At 26.8% G+C, this 18,551-nt stretch carries 20 protein-coding genes; all 20 read right to left on the reverse strand.

The window, feature by feature from the left end:
- Positions 1-70 precede the first annotated feature (70 nt).
- The 20 genes from tsaD to yhbY all read right to left on the reverse strand — a co-directional run bounded on the left by tsaD (position 71) and on the right by yhbY (position 18,543).
- A complete protein-coding gene (gene tsaD, locus BQ2505_RS08110) occupies positions 71-1,093 on the reverse strand; it encodes a tRNA (adenosine(37)-N6)-threonylcarbamoyltransferase complex transferase subunit TsaD (protein WP_074017256.1) in 1,023 nt (340 codons plus the stop codon).
- Complete coding sequence (locus BQ2505_RS08115; RefSeq protein WP_074017257.1) at positions 1,090-1,650, reverse strand: regulatory protein RecX; 561 nt, start codon at positions 1,648-1,650, stop codon at positions 1,090-1,092. The genes tsaD and BQ2505_RS08115 overlap by 4 nt, the downstream gene beginning before the upstream one ends.
- The gene (recA, locus tag BQ2505_RS08120; protein ID WP_074017258.1) at positions 1,631-2,806 is read right to left on the reverse strand and encodes a recombinase RecA; all 1,176 of its coding nucleotides are present in this window, start codon (positions 2,804-2,806) and stop codon (positions 1,631-1,633) included. The genes BQ2505_RS08115 and recA overlap by 20 nt, the downstream gene beginning before the upstream one ends.
- A gap of 1 nt (position 2,807) precedes the next feature.
- Positions 2,808-3,812 carry a glycosyltransferase family 9 protein gene (locus tag BQ2505_RS08125; RefSeq protein WP_074017259.1) on the reverse strand — a complete coding sequence of 335 codons (1,005 nt, stop codon included), beginning with the start codon at positions 3,810-3,812 and terminating at the stop codon, positions 2,808-2,810.
- Position 3,813: 1 nt separating this feature from the next.
- Entirely contained in the window at positions 3,814-4,446 is a 633-nt protein-coding gene (locus BQ2505_RS08130) for a lipopolysaccharide core heptose(II) kinase RfaY (protein WP_074017260.1), read from the reverse strand.
- 1 nt (position 4,447) lies between these two features.
- Positions 4,448-5,476 carry a glycosyltransferase family 9 protein gene (locus BQ2505_RS08135; protein WP_074017261.1) on the reverse strand — a complete coding sequence of 343 codons (1,029 nt, stop codon included), beginning with the start codon at positions 5,474-5,476 and terminating at the stop codon, positions 4,448-4,450.
- A complete protein-coding gene (locus BQ2505_RS08140) occupies positions 5,473-6,492 on the reverse strand; it encodes a glycosyltransferase family 9 protein (RefSeq protein ID WP_074017262.1) in 1,020 nt (339 codons plus the stop codon). Before BQ2505_RS08140 ends, BQ2505_RS08135 begins: the two co-directional genes overlap by 4 nt.
- Positions 6,482-7,264 (reverse strand): glycosyltransferase family 2 protein, encoded by a 783-nt coding sequence (locus tag BQ2505_RS08145; protein ID WP_074017263.1) that lies wholly within the window; start codon positions 7,262-7,264, stop codon positions 6,482-6,484. Before BQ2505_RS08145 ends, BQ2505_RS08140 begins: the two co-directional genes overlap by 11 nt.
- 40 nt (positions 7,265-7,304) lie before the next feature.
- Positions 7,305-8,390, reverse strand: coding sequence for a polysaccharide deacetylase family protein (locus tag BQ2505_RS08150; protein WP_074017264.1), 1,086 nt, complete (start codon positions 8,388-8,390; stop codon positions 7,305-7,307).
- A 316-nt stretch (positions 8,391-8,706) separates the two neighbouring features.
- A complete protein-coding gene (locus tag BQ2505_RS08155; protein WP_074017265.1) occupies positions 8,707-9,513 on the reverse strand; it encodes a hypothetical protein in 807 nt (268 codons plus the stop codon).
- Between the two features lie 28 nt (positions 9,514-9,541).
- Entirely contained in the window at positions 9,542-9,901 is a 360-nt protein-coding gene (locus BQ2505_RS08160; protein ID WP_074017266.1) for a hypothetical protein, read from the reverse strand.
- 6 nt (positions 9,902-9,907) lie between these two features.
- Positions 9,908-10,684, reverse strand: coding sequence for an NAD+ synthase (locus BQ2505_RS08165; protein ID WP_074017267.1), 777 nt, complete (start codon positions 10,682-10,684; stop codon positions 9,908-9,910).
- An 8-nt stretch (positions 10,685-10,692) separates the two neighbouring features.
- The gene (locus tag BQ2505_RS08170; protein WP_083232338.1) at positions 10,693-11,757 is read right to left on the reverse strand and encodes a toxin-antitoxin system YwqK family antitoxin; all 1,065 of its coding nucleotides are present in this window, start codon (positions 11,755-11,757) and stop codon (positions 10,693-10,695) included.
- A gap of 11 nt (positions 11,758-11,768) precedes the next feature.
- Complete coding sequence (gene ylqF, locus BQ2505_RS08175; RefSeq protein WP_074017268.1) at positions 11,769-12,638, reverse strand: ribosome biogenesis GTPase YlqF; 870 nt, start codon at positions 12,636-12,638, stop codon at positions 11,769-11,771.
- Complete coding sequence (rsmI, locus tag BQ2505_RS08180; protein ID WP_074017269.1) at positions 12,619-13,317, reverse strand: 16S rRNA (cytidine(1402)-2'-O)-methyltransferase; 699 nt, start codon at positions 13,315-13,317, stop codon at positions 12,619-12,621. The genes ylqF and rsmI overlap by 20 nt, the downstream gene beginning before the upstream one ends.
- Positions 13,317-14,702 carry a S41 family peptidase gene (locus BQ2505_RS08185; RefSeq protein WP_074017270.1) on the reverse strand — a complete coding sequence of 462 codons (1,386 nt, stop codon included), beginning with the start codon at positions 14,700-14,702 and terminating at the stop codon, positions 13,317-13,319. Before BQ2505_RS08185 ends, rsmI begins: the two co-directional genes overlap by 1 nt.
- 103 nt (positions 14,703-14,805) lie before the next feature.
- A complete protein-coding gene (locus tag BQ2505_RS08190) occupies positions 14,806-15,636 on the reverse strand; it encodes a TlyA family RNA methyltransferase (protein WP_074017271.1) in 831 nt (276 codons plus the stop codon).
- On the reverse strand, positions 15,599-16,438 hold the full coding sequence (locus tag BQ2505_RS08195; RefSeq protein WP_074017272.1) for an HD domain-containing protein: 840 nt from the start codon (positions 16,436-16,438) through the stop codon (positions 15,599-15,601). Before BQ2505_RS08195 ends, BQ2505_RS08190 begins: the two co-directional genes overlap by 38 nt.
- Entirely contained in the window at positions 16,413-18,221 is a 1,809-nt protein-coding gene (gene dxs, locus BQ2505_RS08200) for a 1-deoxy-D-xylulose-5-phosphate synthase (protein ID WP_074017273.1), read from the reverse strand. Before dxs ends, BQ2505_RS08195 begins: the two co-directional genes overlap by 26 nt.
- Positions 18,222-18,243: 22 nt before the next feature.
- Positions 18,244-18,543, reverse strand: coding sequence for a ribosome assembly RNA-binding protein YhbY (yhbY, locus tag BQ2505_RS08205; RefSeq protein WP_074017274.1), 300 nt, complete (start codon positions 18,541-18,543; stop codon positions 18,244-18,246).
- Between the last annotated feature and the right edge of the window lie 8 nt (positions 18,544-18,551).

Genomic DNA, 18,551 nt, shown 5'->3' on the forward strand with positions numbered 1-18,551 from the left:
ACGGACGTCAGAGACTCATTTTAAATTTATACTTTTCTGATTAAAACAAAGTTTTAAAATATATTATTTTTTATATTGTTTCATCACTAACCATTAAACTTGCAACACCATTTAAGTCTAAATCAGCAAAAACTTCTTCTTTATTTTTTGCATTCATTAATTTATAATAACCTGCTTGAGCTATCATAGCAGCATTATCTGTACATAATTTCATACTTGGATATATAACTTTTATCCCTTTTTCTTCTGCCATTTTTGTTAATTGACTTCTTAAAAGGGAATTAGCTGCAACTCCTCCAGCTATCATAATCGTTTTTACATTTTTTTCTACTGCTGCACCAACTGTTTTTTCACATAATATATCTACAACTGTTCCTAAAAATGAAGCTGCTAAATCTTCTTTTTTATACTCTTGATTTTTCATTTTCATATTATTATCAAAATTTATAATAGCTGTTTTTATTCCAGAAAAACTGAAATCATATTTTGAAACTTTTGGTTTAGTTATCTTTAAAAAATTTCTATCCCCTTGATAATACATCTTATCTATCACAGGACCTCCTGGATAACCTAAACCTAGAACTCTTGCAACTTTATCACAACTTTCTCCCACTGCATCATCTAGTGTTTCTCCAATATTAATAAAATTATGTTCCTTATCAATATAAATTATATTTGTATGCCCTCCAGAAACAACTAGAGAAATACAAGGTAATTCAACATCATGCTCTAAAAAGTTTGCATACATATGTCCTTTTATATGATGTACAGGTATTATTGGAATATTCTTAGCATAAGATAATCCTTTTGCAAAAGAAATTCCCACTAATAATGCTCCTATAAGACCAGGTGCATATGTCACTGCTATATAATCAACATCATCTAAAGTTATTCCTGCTTGTTCTAAGCTTTCTTCAAGAACAGTTGCTATATTTTTAATATGTTGTCTTGAAGCTATTTCAGGAACAACTCCTCCATATTCTTTATGTATCTCTATTTGAGACGAGATATTATTAGATAAAATTTCTTTTCCATCTTTTACAACAGCTATAGAAGTTTCATCACAAGAACTCTCTATACCTAATATTATCATTCTTCCTCCTCTTCTAATAAAGATATTGCTTCCTTAATATCTTTGTATAAGAACCCTTTCCTTAAAAGACTTTCTATTTTTTTTCTTTCTTCTCTTTCTCCTAATTTAAGCCATAGTGCTTTTATTCTTTCTATTTCCTCATCTTTTTCATCTTCCAAAATTTCAGAAATAATATCTCTATCTATTCCCATTTGATAAAAAATATATGATAATTTTTTCGCACCATAATTAGGATGTTGTTCAGCATATGATTTAGCTTTTTCATAATCATCAAGATAACCTTTTTTAGATAATTCATCAATGACATTATCAACTATGTTAGGAAAACCTATTTTCTCTATTAACTTATCTCTTAATTCTTTTGTAAAATATTCTCTTTTTATAAGTAAATTATATGCTGATAATTTAATTCTAAAATATAGAATTTCCTCAAGTAAGTTATCTTCAATTATTTTTTTATCTTTTAAATCAAATCTACTTATCATTTCTTGAGTCAAATAAATTAAAGTGCCATCTTCTAAGAAAAGCTTATTTCCTTTAATTATTATCTTCTTCACTTTCTTCACTCATCATATCTTCATCAAATTCTAAACCAATATCTGGAATATCATTATCTTGTTCTTCATCATCTTTAGATGCCTTCTTAGATTTTTTACCTTTTTTCTTTTCAACAGGTCCTTTTGCTATTGCTTCTTTTAATTTTTCTTCAATTTCAGCTAACAAAGTTGGATTATTTTCTAATTCTTTTCTAACATTTTCTTTACCTTGAGCCAGACTTGAGTTGTTGTAATTATACCAAGAACCAGCTTTTACTAAGATTTCATTAGCTTCAGCTGCATCTATAATTTCTCCAATTCTTGAAATTCCTTTTCCATATAAAATCTCAAATTTTGCTTCTTTAAATGGAGGTGCAACTTTATTTTTTGTTACTTTTACAACAGTTTCATTTCCTAAGATTTCTTCTCCTTGTTTTACAGCTCCTATTCTTTTCACTTCTAATCTAACTGATGAATAGAATTTTAAAGCTTTTCCCCCTGTTGTTGTTGTTTGAGGCCCTCCATAACTTGGCATTCCTCCTATTTTTTCTCTTATTTGGTTAATAAACACAAGAGTTGTCTTATACTTATTAAGATTTCCTGTTAATTTTCTAAGTCCTTTTGACATAAGTCTTGCTTGTAATCCCATTTGTTGATCTGTCATTCCAGCTTCTATTTCTGTTTTTGGAACTAATGCAGCAACTGAGTCTATAACTATTAAATCTATTGCTCCTGATCTAACTAAAGTATCAGCTATTTCTAATGCTTGTTCTCCATAATCTGGTTGAGAAATCAATAACTCATCAACATCAACACCTAAAGCTCTAGCATAAACTGGATCTAGTGCATGTTCAGCATCTATAAAAGCTACTATTCCTCCTTTTTTTTGACATTCAGCAATAATATGTAATGAAAGCGTAGTTTTCCCTGAACTTTCTGCTCCATACACTTCTATAATTCTTCCTTTAGGTATTCCACCTATTCCTAATGCCATATCAAGATTTATACTTCCTGTTGAAATAGATTCAACATTCATTACAGTTCTTTCTCCCAATTTCATTATCATTCCATTACCGAATTCTTTAGTAATTTTTCCCATTGCTTCTTCTACTGCATTTTTTTTTGCTTCCTTATCCGTTATCTTAGTTTCAGCTGTTTTTTCTTTTTTTGCTGCCATATTACTTCTCCTCCCTTTCTACTATTAAATCAAAAATATATTTATAACTCAATTCTTCCATACACTTAAAATGTTTTTTAGGACAATCTTTATCTCCATGTAAACTGCACGGAGAACATCTTACATCTCTATTATACACAAGTATTTCATTCTCTGCAAACTCAAACATTTTAGGACTTGTAGGTCCAAAAATAACATAAGTTCTACACGAAACTCCTCTTGCAATATGAAAAGGTCCTGAATCATTTGTCACTAAAAATTTTGCTCTTGAAAGCAAAGCTCCTGTTTCTTTTAGTGAAAGTTTCCCTGATAAATCTATAACTGAATTTTCACTTATTTCTTCTATCTTTTTACATCTATCTATATCTTCTTTTCCACCTATAAGTATAACTTTTTTATTATATTTTTTATATAATTCTTTTGCTAAATTTCCAAAACCATTTACAGTCCATTTTTTTGTTTCTTTAGATGCCCCAACAGCAAATACAGGATAATCTACATATTTTTCAAATTTATCTTTTAATTCTTCTTCAAATGAAAAATTTAACTTTTCTCCTTTGTATTCAAGCTTAAAATCCTTAAAAGCTGAAAAATAATTTTTTACTATTGTATTATCAACTTCATATTTTATAAATTTCATATTTACTAACAACGATTTCCAAAAAGCTCTCTTCTTATAACTGAAAGTCTTTATATGATAAATTTTTTTTAATACAAATGTCAGTATTTTAGAACGAAATTTTGAATGTATATCAAAAACATAATCATATTTATTCTTAGAAAGCATTTTAGAATATCTAATTAAATTTACTATACCATCATTTTTTTTCTTATCAAAGACTAATAAATTATCAACATAAGGAGATAATCTTATGGCTTCCTGAAATTTATCCATAACTAAAAAATCTATTATAGAATCTGGATATTTTTCTTTAAAAGCCCTTAAAACTGCTGTTGAAAGTATGACATCTCCTATTGAACTCAATCTTATAACCAATATTCTCAACTTATCTTCTCCTAATTATATTTTTAATTTTTGAAAAAAATGTCAAATAATTTCTAAATGCTAAAGCCATTTTATAATAAAAAGAATTTCTATCAAGCTCTATTTTAAAACCTAAACTATCTTCAAGATACATTAATTCAAATATCTCTCCAAACTTACCATATTTATTTTTTTGAAATTTAGAATCTATTATATATACTATCTTCTCACTTTTATCAGATATTAAAAAATTATCTAAATGAGAATCCCCATGTAAGTATCCTAAAGAATGTATTTTTTTCAATTCTTCAACTACATTATTAACTTCATCTAAGTCCGGTTTATGTCCCTCAATAAACTCATAAATTAAAAATTCTTTTTCAAAGTAAATTGGAGTAGCTGTTTTCAATCCTAACATATTTATTTTTTTCATTTGAAAAAATTCTCTTTTACTTTCACTACCTCTAAAAAAGTTTAAAAATTTTTGCCATTTTCTATTGTTTTTTTCTTTAGGTTCTTTATATACATATTTTTTATTATCTAGTTCAAACATATATACATAACTTCTGTGGTCATTTTTTAAAACTTTTAGTATTTTTTTGTCTCTAGTTGGTTCTTCTAAAAATTTTTTTATATTTTCTGTTACATTAATCATATTAATCTCCAACTTTACTTCTAATATTTTCTAAATATTTTAAAATTTTTTCTTCCACAAATTCTGGTAAAATTTCTTTCATACATCTAAAATGTTCTTCAGGGCATTTTTTACCCCCATGAATTGCACAAGGGCGACAATACAATCCATTTACTTCTAAGACCTCACTATTAATCGACCAAGGAAAAAATCCAAATTCTCTTACTGTTGGTCCAAATATCCCCAAAACTCTAGTCTCCCTAAAAGCTGAAGCTATATGTATTGGAGCCGAATCATTTGAAACAACTATTTTTGCTCTTTTACACAACTCAGCCAAATCCAATAAATTTATCTCTCCTCTTAAATCTAAAGTATTTTTGGGTAGCTCTAATTCTATCTCTTTTTCTTCGTTTCCACCTGTTATAACTAATAAAATCTCATCTCTTAAAGAAAGATTTTTTATTAATTTTTTAAAATATTCAGCTGGCCATTTTTTAGTATGCCATTTGCTACCTGGAGCTATAACAATTAGTTCTTTATCCCTATAATCTTTTAAAAAACTATCTATTTTTATTTTATTCTCTTCAACTGGATAAAGCTCTAATTCATATCTTTCATTTTCAGTAGAACATTTATCATCAATAAAAGATAATAATTTTTCTACTTCATGTTTGGTTTTATCATATTTAATTTTCTTATTATATATAAATGATAAATTAGCAATATCATAACCTATTCTTATTTTTGCTCCACTAAAAAATGTTAATAAACTACTTCTTAAATATCTGTGTGGAGTTATGCATACATCTATTTTTAAAGCTCTTATATCTTTTATCATTCTAAAAAAAGCTTTAATTCCTTTGTCTTTTTTATTTTTATCATAAACTATAATATCTTTTATCTTAGGATTATTTTTTAATACTTCTTTTCCTAAAGGTGTCGTTAAGAAATATATATTTGAATCAGGATATTTATTTTTTAATTTCGATACCAAAGCCGTTGCTAAAACAATATCTCCAATAAAAGCAGTATGAACTATTAATATATTCATTGAAGCCCCTCTACTAAATAGTTTACAGTTTTCTCTATCCATTTTTCATCAAAATTATCAAAATATTTATTTTTGTAATTTTCTTTAGGATTATCTTCATCAGGAATTACATATTTTACATTATCGTTGTTTAATACTCCCCATCTAGTTGGACTTTGTGTGTTTTTTCTAGGATATATTGCCACAATTTTCTTTCCTAAGGCTCCAGCTATATGAGTTGGTCCTGTAGATCCTCCAAAATATAAATCTGCTCTCTCTATTATACTTGCTGTATTTAAAATACTAGCCCCATTAGCAAAAACAAATACTTTGTCACTTCCTATAGATTGTTTAAGATTTTCTGCTCTCTCTTCATCTGAGATATGACAAGTTATTATAATATTTAAATTTTCAACTTTTTGTAAAAGAATTTTTAATACTATTGAATATTCATCATCACTAATGTTTTTAGCTGATCCTCCCATAAAAGGATTAACCACTAAGACTTTTCCAACTATCTTGTTTTCTTGAAAATATAAACTTGCTACTTTTCTATTTTCTTCAGTTAGCTCAATTTTTGTATTAAGTTCAAATAATTTTTTATATAATTCACTATCTAACTTTTCAATTAAATCTAAATTATATTCTCCTTCATTTTTAATTGACTTAGATCTTTTTTGAATAATCCCTTTATTATATGTAAAAAAAGAACATAATTTTGAAATTGGTCCTATCTTTATTTTAGCTTTACTTGCTTTAGCAAGTAATGATATAAAACTATCATTATATAAAGCTATGAAAACATCTGCCTTAAAATATTCTATTTTTGTTAAAAGCTCTGCTTTTGTGTAATCATCAATTTTTATAACCCTATCTATATATGATAAATTTCTCACAATATCTGCATTGTAATCTCTAACTAAAACTACAAGTTCTGCATTAGGATACATCTTTTTCAACATAAAAAAACTTGGTATTGATAATACTAAATCTCCTATTTTATCTGTTCTTGAAACTAAAATTCTTTTAATTTCCATTTTTTTCTTCCCTCTTTATATAGCTATTATTCTTATATATTTCTCTTAATTTGTAGTATTTTACCATTGTATATAGTGAACTCGTTATTGCTAAAATAAATCCCTCTAGTCCATCTAAAAATCCTAATCTTAAAATATACATTCTTAAAAATTTATATATTGGACTAAAAACTATAGATAATATTCCAGCTCTTTTTTTCTTTTTATAGTATTCTATAGCTCCTAATGTTGTATACTTATTAAACTTCTCAAAATAATCTGCTAAATCTGAATAACTATGATGATAAATATACTCTTTTATCTTTCCAATTTCTTCTTTTGTAACAAATTCTTCATGTACATTGTTTTCATTAAATCTTCCTGATGATTTTTTAAATAATCTTATCCTGTATGTATTACTCCAACCACCGTGTTTTATTTTTTTTGAAAAACACACAGACATAAAATTTATTTTATACACAGAAAATTTAGTCTTATTTTCTTTTATATTTATTATTTCTTTAGCTAGTTCTTCAGAAATTTCTTCATCAGCATCTATATTTAACACCCATTCAGAATTAGCTAAATCTATAGCTTTATTTCTTTGTGGACCATATCCAAGCCACTTTTGATACACAAAATTAGCCCCAAAAGATTTTGCTATATCTTCAGTCTTATCAGTAGAACCACTATCGACAATTACTATTTCATCAGCAAAACTTTTAACAGAGTTTAAAGTTCTCGCCAAATTTTTTTCTTCATTTAAAGTTATAATCGAAACTGTTAAAGTCATATTTACCTCGTTTTTAATAGAATCTTAAAACATTTTTATTTTAAGATATCCACCCATATATTTTCCCTAAAATTAAATTTCTTGCTATCAATAAATTTAATAAATATTTTCTCTTAGTATATTTTCTAAGTTCTATTCTTCTTATCATATTCCAATCAGGATGAAAAGAATTAGTCCCTTTTTTAGTAGATATAAAACCTGCTACTCCTATCTTTTTTAATATTTCAATACTTTGTTTACTTCTATGTCCCCAAGGCCAACAGAAAAATTTTACATGATTTTTTAGATTATTTTCAATAAGTTTTTTGTTTTCAAAAAAATCATTTTTAATTCTTTGTTCGTATTCTTGATTAGTTTCTTCTCTATAATACTCTTTATTATTATCAATAAACTCTTGAGCTATTTTCTCTATTTCTTTTTCACTTATTTCTTTATTCTTAATTTTATCTTCAATAAATTTTTTAAATAATTTAAAAAACTCTTTTTCTATAAGTATTGCTTTTCCTGTATATTCTCCTCTTTTATCAAAAATAGGGAAATTATCCTCTAGTTCTCCATATAGATATAAGTCAGGTGCTTCCATTTTTTCTTTTTTAGTCAAACCTTTAAACTGAGTATTTGTAAACATTGCCATATGCTTATGAGAATGAGCTTGAAAATCAACTAATCCACTTTCATACATTTCTTTTATTTCTTCCCAAGACATATATTGACTAATTGTTGCACTCCCTGTTTCAATATATCTTTTCATAGCTTCTAAATTTACTGTATTATTATCTCTAATTTTTGGTTCTTCTAATCTTTCATCAGCTATATATAAAGTATTTAAAAAGATTGTTGCTTTCATACCATATTTTTTTAAAAGTGGAAATACATATTTATAGTTATCATAATATCCATCATCAAAAGTTAGAAGAATAGAATTATTTTCAACTTTATCTGAGTAATATTCTGTAATTGTAATAGTTTTCATCTTCAATTTTTTTATGATTTTTAAATGTTCTTCAAACAATTCTGGAAAAACATTTGAAAGTGGATTAACTTGATGATATAAAAAAATTGGAACTGCTCTTTTGTTAAAAATCAACAATAAAATTAATAATAAAATAATTATTAATAAAAACATTATCTACCTCCTTTTAATCTTTATCAGAATATTCATTATACCATAAATAAGCAAAAAATTCTTTCTTATATTTTAACACAATTTTGCATTTTTAATAAATTAAATATAAATTTTTCAAACTAATACAAATGTCAGAGATTATTTTAGTCTCTTGACAGCCGTATGACTCTTCCGAGCTCACCGAAATGCTCTCCAGAGTAATACGCGGACGTCAGAGACTAAATTTCATTATTTAATTTTATACTTTCCTATAAAATAAAAAAAGTGTGAGAAAAAATAAAAAAATTCTCACACTTTTTCTAATTTTATAAAAAATTTAAAACTTTAATTCCACACCTAATTTATAAACTGGTTTTGTTTCTGAGTACATAAAATTTTGCATATCTCTTTGTGTATCTTTAAATTTAAATATATCATATCCTACTCCAGCTACAACATTAACTTCTTTATTTCCACTTCTGTATAAATTATAAGCTCCTGTCAAAGAAGTTTCTAAAGATGATTTTATACTATCATGTGGAATATGAGACATTGCATCTAATTTTACAGAAAAGTCATCATTAACTTTGTAAACAGCTTCTCCTCCAAGTCTTATCCCTCCTGCTCCAAATGCTCTCTCATCATTATTTATAGTTGTACTTCCTGTAGAAGAAAACTTATATGAAAATTGTAAAAGAGAAAATTCTGCTTTTGGAGTAATAGTAAATTTAGGGTTCACATTAAAATCATAAGAAAGTCCTAACCCATAAAAAGCATATAAATGTTTACTAGATATATGATCTCCTTTTCTAAGTTGAATATTGTGAGTTTTTAAATCTTCATTTAAAGTTGCACTTCCATTAAATGATTTATATTTCATTCCATAATAAACTCCCCAATTATCCCATTTAGCACCTACAAATAATTCTGGATAATTAATATTTTTTATATTTAGTTCATCAAAAGTTGGTCTTCTTTCTGAAGTAGTATTGAACTGTCCTCCTTGTGGTATTTGTACAAAGCCATCAATTTTACCAAAATTATGAGTATATCTTACTGTGTAAGACTTTGGTAATTCTGCTTTCATGGCTAAAGCTGATGTTGAAATTGCTACAAGAGATAAAACTGTCAAAATTTTTTTCATATAGTTCCTCCTAATTTTTATAAAATAGTTATTTTTTATTTTCCTCTATTTTTTGATCGATCTTTTTTATTTTTTTATCCAATTCATTTATTCTCATTTCAATAGAATTTAATATCCAAAATTGAAAATGCATTGATTTTTGTGCCTGTTGCAACATCCATATTATTTTAAAAGTCGCAATTAAAATTAAAATTAAGAGTGTTGTGGTTGGAGATAATCTTCTTAGAATTATTCCTGTCACAAATATAACTAGTACAATACCTGCAAAAAGAGTTGTTACTAATTTATATTGTCCATTACTAGAACCTCCAATTTTCCCAATAATATCTCTCAGTTCTTCTTTTCTATTTAAAAATTCGTTTAAATCGTCCTTCAAATGATTTTCCATAAATACCTACCTTGTTATTTTAGCAATAAGAGGCATTTTTCTCTTATACTCACTTCTACTTATTCTTTTAGTAATATTTTCAATTAACCCTTTATCAAAACCTTCACTTATTATTTCTTCAACAGTTTTATTTTCTTCAATTAATCTAAATAATATTTTATCTGCCTCTAAATAAGTTATTCCCATTTCTTCTTCATCAGTTTGACCTTCCCACAAATCAGCACTAGGTTTTTTATCTATAATTTCTTGTGGAACTTTTAAATATCTTGCTAAATTCCAAATATTAGTTTTATATAAATCCCCTATTGGATTTAAAGCACATGCAGAATCTCCAAATTGAGTGCTATATCCTAAGAAAATTTCTGTTTTGTTTGATGTTCCAACAACAAGAGCATTTTCTTTAGATGAATTATCAAATAAAATTGACATTCTTTCTCTAGCCATTTTATTGCCTTTTCTAAGTGATGATGGATTTTCTTCATTTTTAAAATATGCATCTATCATATCTGTTATTTCAACTACTTTTGAGTTTATTCCTAAATCTTTTACAACCAATTCAGCATGTAATAAGCTATTTTTATTTGAAGTTTTATAAGGCATCATTATAGCATAAACATTTTCTTTTCCTAAAGCGTCTCTTAATAAATAAGCAACTAAAGCAGAATCTATACCTCCGGATAAACCTAGTACAGCTTTCTTAAACCCATTTTTCTTAAAATTATATCTTAAAAATTCCACTAATTCTTCATGTACTTTTTTCAAATCTAAATCTAATTTATTCATTCTTTCTCCTATTTTAATTTTTTATTTTTTTTACTATTTATTATTTTTTTATTCTTTTTTGAATTTTCTTCCTTTAGTAATTTACCATTTTCATCATAATATTTTTCATAATTACTTCCTTTTTTATAATCATAAAATATATCTTCAGCTATTTTCCCATTTTCATGATAGGCTTTCCTTACATATGTTTTGTCAACATCATTTAATATAATTTCAACTTTTAAATCCCCATTAGGATAGTATTTTTTTTGAAATTTTTTTTCATTTTCCCCTACTATTTCTACTTCTAATTTGTCATTTAGATATGCTTTTATTTCAGTATTATTATCATCAAAAATTTTTGTGTAAATTTTTCTAATTTCTCCATTTTCTCCGTATGCTGTCATTATTATTTCATTATCTTTTTCTTCTTGGATTAATTTTAATTTACCATTTTCATATACCTTACTTATTCCACTTTGTATATAACTTTTATATTTATTTAAAATTTTATCCACATCTTTCATAGAAAGAATTTCTTTTTTCTCTGCCTCAGTTAGTTCTCTTTTTAAAATAATTTCGTTTATTGTGTTTATTTTATTTTCTTCATCTCCCATTGTCATTTCTTGAAACAGTTTTATCTTTCCATCTTTTTTTGTAATAGTCATTTTTGACTTGGCATCCATAAATAAATCTAAAAATTTTGATGCCTCTTCTTTTTGAGCTTCATCAGAATTAGAAATTATTATTTCAGACATTTTTAGCATAACTAACATTTCATCAGGTAATTTTTCAGAATATAAAACTTCTTGATTTTCTGATAGAATTTCAACTTTTTTATTTTTAGTATTTATTTTTCCGAAATATACTACTTCCCCTTTTTTAGAAAGATTGTCATTTATGTAATCGAAAAACTTTTTATAGTTTGGAACATTCTTTTTTTCTTCTTGCAAAATACCCATCAATATTTTAATATTGTCACCAATTTTAAGCTTTTTTTCACCTAAAGGAATAGTATATTTTTCATTTAAAGCTGAAAAACTAAAAACACTACACAAAATAAAAATCAGCATTAATAATTTCTTCTTTATCATAGTTGGTCTCCTTATATAATTTCATCTAAACAAAATTTTCCAAGTTTTGCTGCTCTGTAATCTCTAAGTAATGTATAAGCTGCCTGTAAAACATTAGGCTCACTACCTTTATTTAGCATAGACATTCTAATGGCAATACTAGATAAAATTTTTTCCATTATTTCGTCTTTATCTTCATCTAAAAGTTTATACCTTTGCTTTAACACATCCCATTTCCCAAGTTCTAGAATCTTTTTTAAAAACTCACAAGCAACATCTTCTATTGGTAAAATTTCATCTCTTATGGCTCCACTTATAGCAAGATTTACTCCGACAACATGACTTTCAAATTTAGGCCATAAAATTCCAGGAGTATCTAATAATTCTATCCCCTCTTTTATTCTTACCCATTGTTTACCTCTTGTAAATCCAGGTTTATTACCAACAGCAGCACTATTCTTACCAACTATTCTGTTTATAAGTCTTGATTTACCAACGTTTGGAATCCCTAAAACTATTATTCTTGTGCTAACTTTCTTCAATCCTTTTTTCATTAGCTTTTCTTTTCTTTCTTTAGAAACAAACTCAATAGCATCATAAAGTTTCTTTACATTAAAGCCTGTCTCAGCACTCATTTCTACCACTTCATCAGCTAAATCCTGCTCCTTAAAATATTTTTTCCATTTTTCTAGCTCTGGTTTTAATACTAAATCCGCTTTATTTAAGACTATTATTCTTTTTTTCCCTTTTGATAATGTTGCTATATTAGGATTTCTACTCGAGAGAGGAATTCTTGCATCAACCATTTCTAAAACGACATCTATCAACTTTAGATTTTCTTCTATTAAATCTTTAGTTTTTTTCATATGCCCTGGATACCAGTTAATCTGTGTCATCGACATACTTGTTTCCTCCTTTTTGTATTGGCTCTATTAACAATACAATTTCTCCTTTTATAGGTTTCTTTTCTAATTTTTCTATTAATTCTGTTGTAGTTCCTCTCAAAATTTCTTCATAAATTTTTGTTATTTCTCTAACAATTACTACTTCTCTTACGCCTATAAAAGTTTCTATATCTCTTAAAGTTTTTTCAATCCTAAAAGGAGATTCATATATAACTATTGTTCTTTCTTTTTCCTCAGCAAGTTCCTTCAAAAGCGTTTGTCTTCCTTTTTTCTTTGGAAGAAACCCCTCAAAACAAAATCTTCTCATACTTATACCAGCTACTGAAGCAGAAGCTGTTAAAGCACTTGCTCCTGGAATTGCAACAACTTTTATATTTTCTTTATGTGCAGCATCTACAACCTCATAACCCGGATCTGAAATACAAGGTGTCCCTGCATCTGTAACTAAAGCTATATTTTTATCCTCTTTTAATAAATTTATAATATTAGCTACTTGATGTTGTTTTGTATGTTCATCATATCTATAAACAGTATTTTTTATTTCGTAGTGATCTAAAAGTTTTTTAGTAACTCTTGTATCTTCAGCAAAAATATAGTCTACTTCTTTTAAAGTTCTTATGGCTCTAAAAGTCATATCTTCCAAATTTCCTATAGGTGTTGCCACTATATATAACATTATTTACCCTCTTTCAAAAGCAGTGCTTTTAATATTCCTTTAGCAGATTCAAGTTGAATATCTTTATGTTTATCAACTTCCTCTGCAGCCTTTTCTCCTTTGGCACTTTTTATTAATTCTTTTTTATTTTCTTTTTGCTCTTTTTCATTGACATTAGTTATCATACTATCGGAAATCAAATAATATTCTTTATCTTCTATTTTTACATCTGGTTCTATTCCAGTTCCATCAATACTAATGTCATTTGGTGTATAATATTTGGCAATAGTTATTTTTAATCCGTCTCCATCTGGAAGAGGTAATAAAGTCTGAACACTTCCCTTTCCAAAAGTTTTTTCTCCGACAAGTGTGGCTCTCTTATGATCTTTCAAGGCTCCAGATACAATTTCAGAAGCAGAAGCACTACCTCCATTTACTAATACAACCATTGGAAATTCTCCAAAATACTTTCCTTCTCTCATATAAACTTTTTCTTTTTCTTTTCTTTGTTTTGTGCTAACTATTCTTCCATTTTGAATAAACATAGAAGCTATTTTTACAGATTGACTTAACTCTCCACCAGGATTACTTCTCAAATCTAAAACAAGAGCTTTCATTCCTTTTGCCTGCAATCCTTCTAGAGCTTTTTTCATGTCATCATAAACATTATCTCCAAACTGAGTTAATCTTAAATAACCTATATGTGATTCTAGCATTTTGCTCTTAACATATTTTAATTCTATGACTTCTCTTTTTATTTCAAAAACTTTTGTTGTATTATTTATTTCTCTAAAAACTTTTATTTTTACAGTTGTATTTGCTTTTCCTTTTAATCTCTTTGTACTTTCTTCTGAAGTTAAACTATATGTAGATTTCCCATCTATTTCTGTAATTTTATCTTTTGGTTTTACTCCTACTTTATATGCAGGACCATCTTCTATTGGAGAAACAACAACTATCGGCTCATTAGCCTTCTTTTGAATTACCATTCCAACTCCAACATATTTTCCTTTTATATCTTCTTGAAAACTTTTTAATTCCTCTTTTGTAAAATATGTTGAATGAGGATCATCTAAAGATTCTACCATACCTTTTATAGCACCTTGCATAAGAGATCTTCTAGTTAAAACACTAGGTTTTTTAGGTTCTGTTGTATTTTTTATATCATTCTTCTTTTTATTTGTTTTTTTATTTTGGCCATCAACTTTTTCTTCTTTTTCCTCTCTTTGTTTTTGTGCATTAGCATTCTCAACATAACTTTCTTGAATTAAATCCATAATATCTGATATTTCTTTTAACTCTCTTAAATTATATAAAAAACCTGTTCTATCTGTATCCTTTGCAACAGATGAAGAGAAAAGTGTTAGCATCATTACGGCTACTACTTTTTTTAATTCTAATTTCACTTTATATGCCTCCTTACATTTATAAGTAAAGTCTCTTGACAGCCGTATGAGTTATACGAGCTCAATAAAGACAGGCTCTTCAAACTAATACGAACATCAGAGACTAATTTTCATTATTTATTTTTATACTTTTTTGTAAATTAAAAATAATATTTTTTATCTCATCTAGTCCAATCTCTTTTTTATCTCTAGAAAATTTAGCTAAATATTCTGTATTTCCTTTAGCTCCTTTTATAGGAGAAGTAGTGAAATTGTTTAGAAACAAATTCATCCTCTTTATATGTTCAACAATTTCTATTATAATTTTTAAATGAACATCTAAATCTCTTACTATCCCCTTTTCTATCTCTTCTTTATCAGCTTCAAACTGAGGTTTTATCAAAAATATTGCCTCTGTATTTTCATTCATCAATTCTACTATTTTATCTATAACTTTCTTAATAGATATAAACGAAATATCCATTACAATTATATCTATACTCTTATCTAAATCACTCTTTTCTAAGTCATTTATATGTTTGTTTTCTATACTTTTTATTTTTAAATTATTTCTTAATTTCCAATCTAACTGATTGGTTCCCACATCTACAGCATATACAAAACTAGCTCCATTTTGAAGTGAACAATCCGTAAAACCTCCAGTAGATGCACCAATATCTAAGACTACTTTATTTTTAAAATCCATTTTAAATTCTTTTATAGCTTTTTCTAATTTTAAGCCCCCTCGACTTACATAGGGAATATCTCTTTCCTTTATTCTTATCTCTCTTATCTTATCAATCGAAATAATTTCTCCAGGTTTATCAATTTTCCTTTCATTGACAATTACATTTCCTACCATTATTTGCCTTTTAGCAAATTCTATATTTTCAAAATAGTCTTTAAGGCATAAATATTCATCTAGTCTCATTTTCTTCTTCAAAGATTTTTCCATCTATCATATACTCCATAAGTGGATTTTGCATAAAAAGATTATAAAAACCTTTCTCATCCACATATTTTTTTAATTTTTTTGTTTCTTCAGATCTCAATACAAAGAATTTATCTCCTATTGGAACTCTTCCCTTCTCTTTAAAAAGTTCTACAAGTTCTGCAAAAGTTTTTACTTTAACTTCTGATTTTGCCCTTTTTATCCTGTCTTTTATAACACTTTCAGAGCAATCCAATTTTTCTGCAATTTGTTTCAGCCCTAATCCTTTTACTGTATATTTCAAAATATCATTAGCTTGTATAGGATTTATTCTATGGTACTTAGCTGACTCCATATCAGCTAAATAAACTATTTCTGCTTCTTCAGTTTCTGGTTGAATTTTTCCCCATTTTCCATGATGAGATAAAACAATATGACCTATATTTCTCTTTATTTCTTTTTTTAACTTATGATTTATTTGTTTCTCTATCAAAGCTAATACTTGATATACTTCTTTTAAAATATATTCTGGATTTTTTATCATCATTTGAGAATGAGATAAGTTTTCATCATTTCTCTTCAAACTAGATTTACTTATATCATGTATTATTATCCCAACAGTTATCACAAAGAAATCTATCTTTTCTTTTGCATTATCAAATGTTTTATATCTCCCTAAAATCTTTTTTCTAGAGATATTCAACACATCATATGTGTGTGTAGTAACTTTAACTCCTTGATCATCACATAACTCAAGATTTTTTACATCTTTGTAATTTAAGAGTTTATCAATAAATTTTTTAGATTTTTCGTTCTTCACTAGCATAAAAAAGTTCCTCTATTCTTTCTATTAAACTTTTTCCTTTCAGTCCTTCTTCTTCCAATAATTCTTCTCTTTTTCCATGTGGTATAATAGCATTTTTTAGACAAATTCTATGTATAATTTTATTGATACCATTATCATTTAAAAATTCAAGAATAGAAGTTCCAAAAGAATTTCTCATATAACTTTCTTCTAAAACATAAACATTATCGTATTCCCTAATATAGTTTAATAGATATTCTTCATCAAGAGGTCTTACAGAGGCTGCACTTACTATAGTTCCTTCAATTCCTTTACTCTTTAATTCATCGTATATAGTAAGTAATTCCTTCAACATCGTTCCTGTTACAATAAATAAATTTTTACTTCCTTTTTTTATTTCTTTCCATTTTCCAATTTCTAGTCTATTTTCTTCTTCTAAATCAAACACATTATCTTTAGGTATTCTTATTACTAAAGGAGAATTAAAGTTTTTAGATATATCTAGCGCCTGTTCTAATTCTTTTGCAGTAGTTGGGCATAAAACTGTAAAATTTTGAAGTGTTAAAAATATAGACATATCGTAAAACCCATTATGAGTTTTTCCATCTTCTCCTACTATTCCGCTTCTATCAATTATAAATTTAACAGGTAAATTTTGTATTGATACATCATGTATTATTTGACTTACTGCTCTTTGAATAAAAGTTGAATACACACATACATAAGGTTTTTTACCTGATTTAGCAAGTCCAGCAGCAAAAGTCACTAAAAAACCTTCTGCTATTCCTGTATCTATACATCTATTAGGAAGCTCCTTTGAGAACTCTCCTAAACCTGTTCCTTTAATCATTGCTGCTGAAAGTGCATATATGTCATTGTCTTCTTTTGCTATTTTTAGTATTTTTTCTCCAAAAACTTCAGAATAAGTTTTATTTTTTTTATAGGTATTTCCCGTTTCTATATCAAATGGAGAAATCCCATGAAATTTTTCTTTGTTCGCTTCTGCAAAACAATACCCTTTTCCTTTTTCGGTCTTTACCAATAAAATTGTAGGTTTTCTTTGAATTTTTGCTTTTTCAAAAAGTGAAATTAATGAACTTATATTATGTCCATCTGCTAAACTAAAAAATTTAAATCCAAAATTTTCTACAACATAAAGTGGTGTCACATAATTCTTTAAGGAATTCTCAAGTCTTCCTAAGGTTTTTTTAACTCTAATAGCATTTATTTTTTCAAAAAATACTTTTATTTCTGATTTAAAATTTTGATATGTTCCACTTGATATGACTCTTTTTAAAAATTTTGATATAAACCCAATATTCTCTCCGATAGACATCTCATTATCATTTATGATAATTATTAGGTTTTCAAGCTTTTTAGAACCAATATAATTTAAAGCTTCTAAAGAATGTCCATTTGATACCGAAGCATCCCCTACAATAACTATAACTTTTTTATCTGGATTTGCCATTGCAAAACCGACTGCAGCAGGTAAGGCTGTTCCTGCATGTCCAGATATAAAATGATCATAACTACTTTCAGATGGATCTTGAAACGGAGATAATCCATGTCTTTTCCTTAAAGTTTCTATTTTATCTCCCCTATCAGTTAAAATCTTATAAACATAAGCTTGATGACCAACATCAAAGAGTAAAATATCTTCTTTAAAATTAAAAACCTCATTCAAACATACAGTTAATTCAACTACACCTAAATTTGGTCCTAAATGTCCTCCATTTTTACTTGTAACATCTATCAACTTTTTTCTTATTTCTTCACATCTATTGATAAGTTCAGTATTCATAGCTTAATTTCACCAATTTCTATTATATATTTTTCCATTCTAAAGATATACTAGGGTTTTCTTTGTTTTCTTTAAAAATAATTATAGTTCTTCCAACTATTCCAACTACTTCAAACTCTTTAATATCCATCAATTTAGAATAAATAACTCCCTTTTCTTCTTCACAGTTCTGTAAAATTTTCACTTTTATAAGTTCTCTTGAATTTATCGCTTCCAAAATACTTGTTATTATATTTGAATTTAATCCATCTTTTCCTATTCTAACTAAAGGTTCTAAATTATGTGCTTTTTTCTTTAAAAAAGCTCTTTTTTTACTGTTCATTTTCTCTC

The sequence above is a fragment of the Fusobacterium massiliense genome, from assembly GCF_900095705.1.
In the GTDB taxonomy this organism is placed as follows: Bacteria; Fusobacteriota; Fusobacteriia; order Fusobacteriales; family Fusobacteriaceae; genus Fusobacterium; species Fusobacterium massiliense.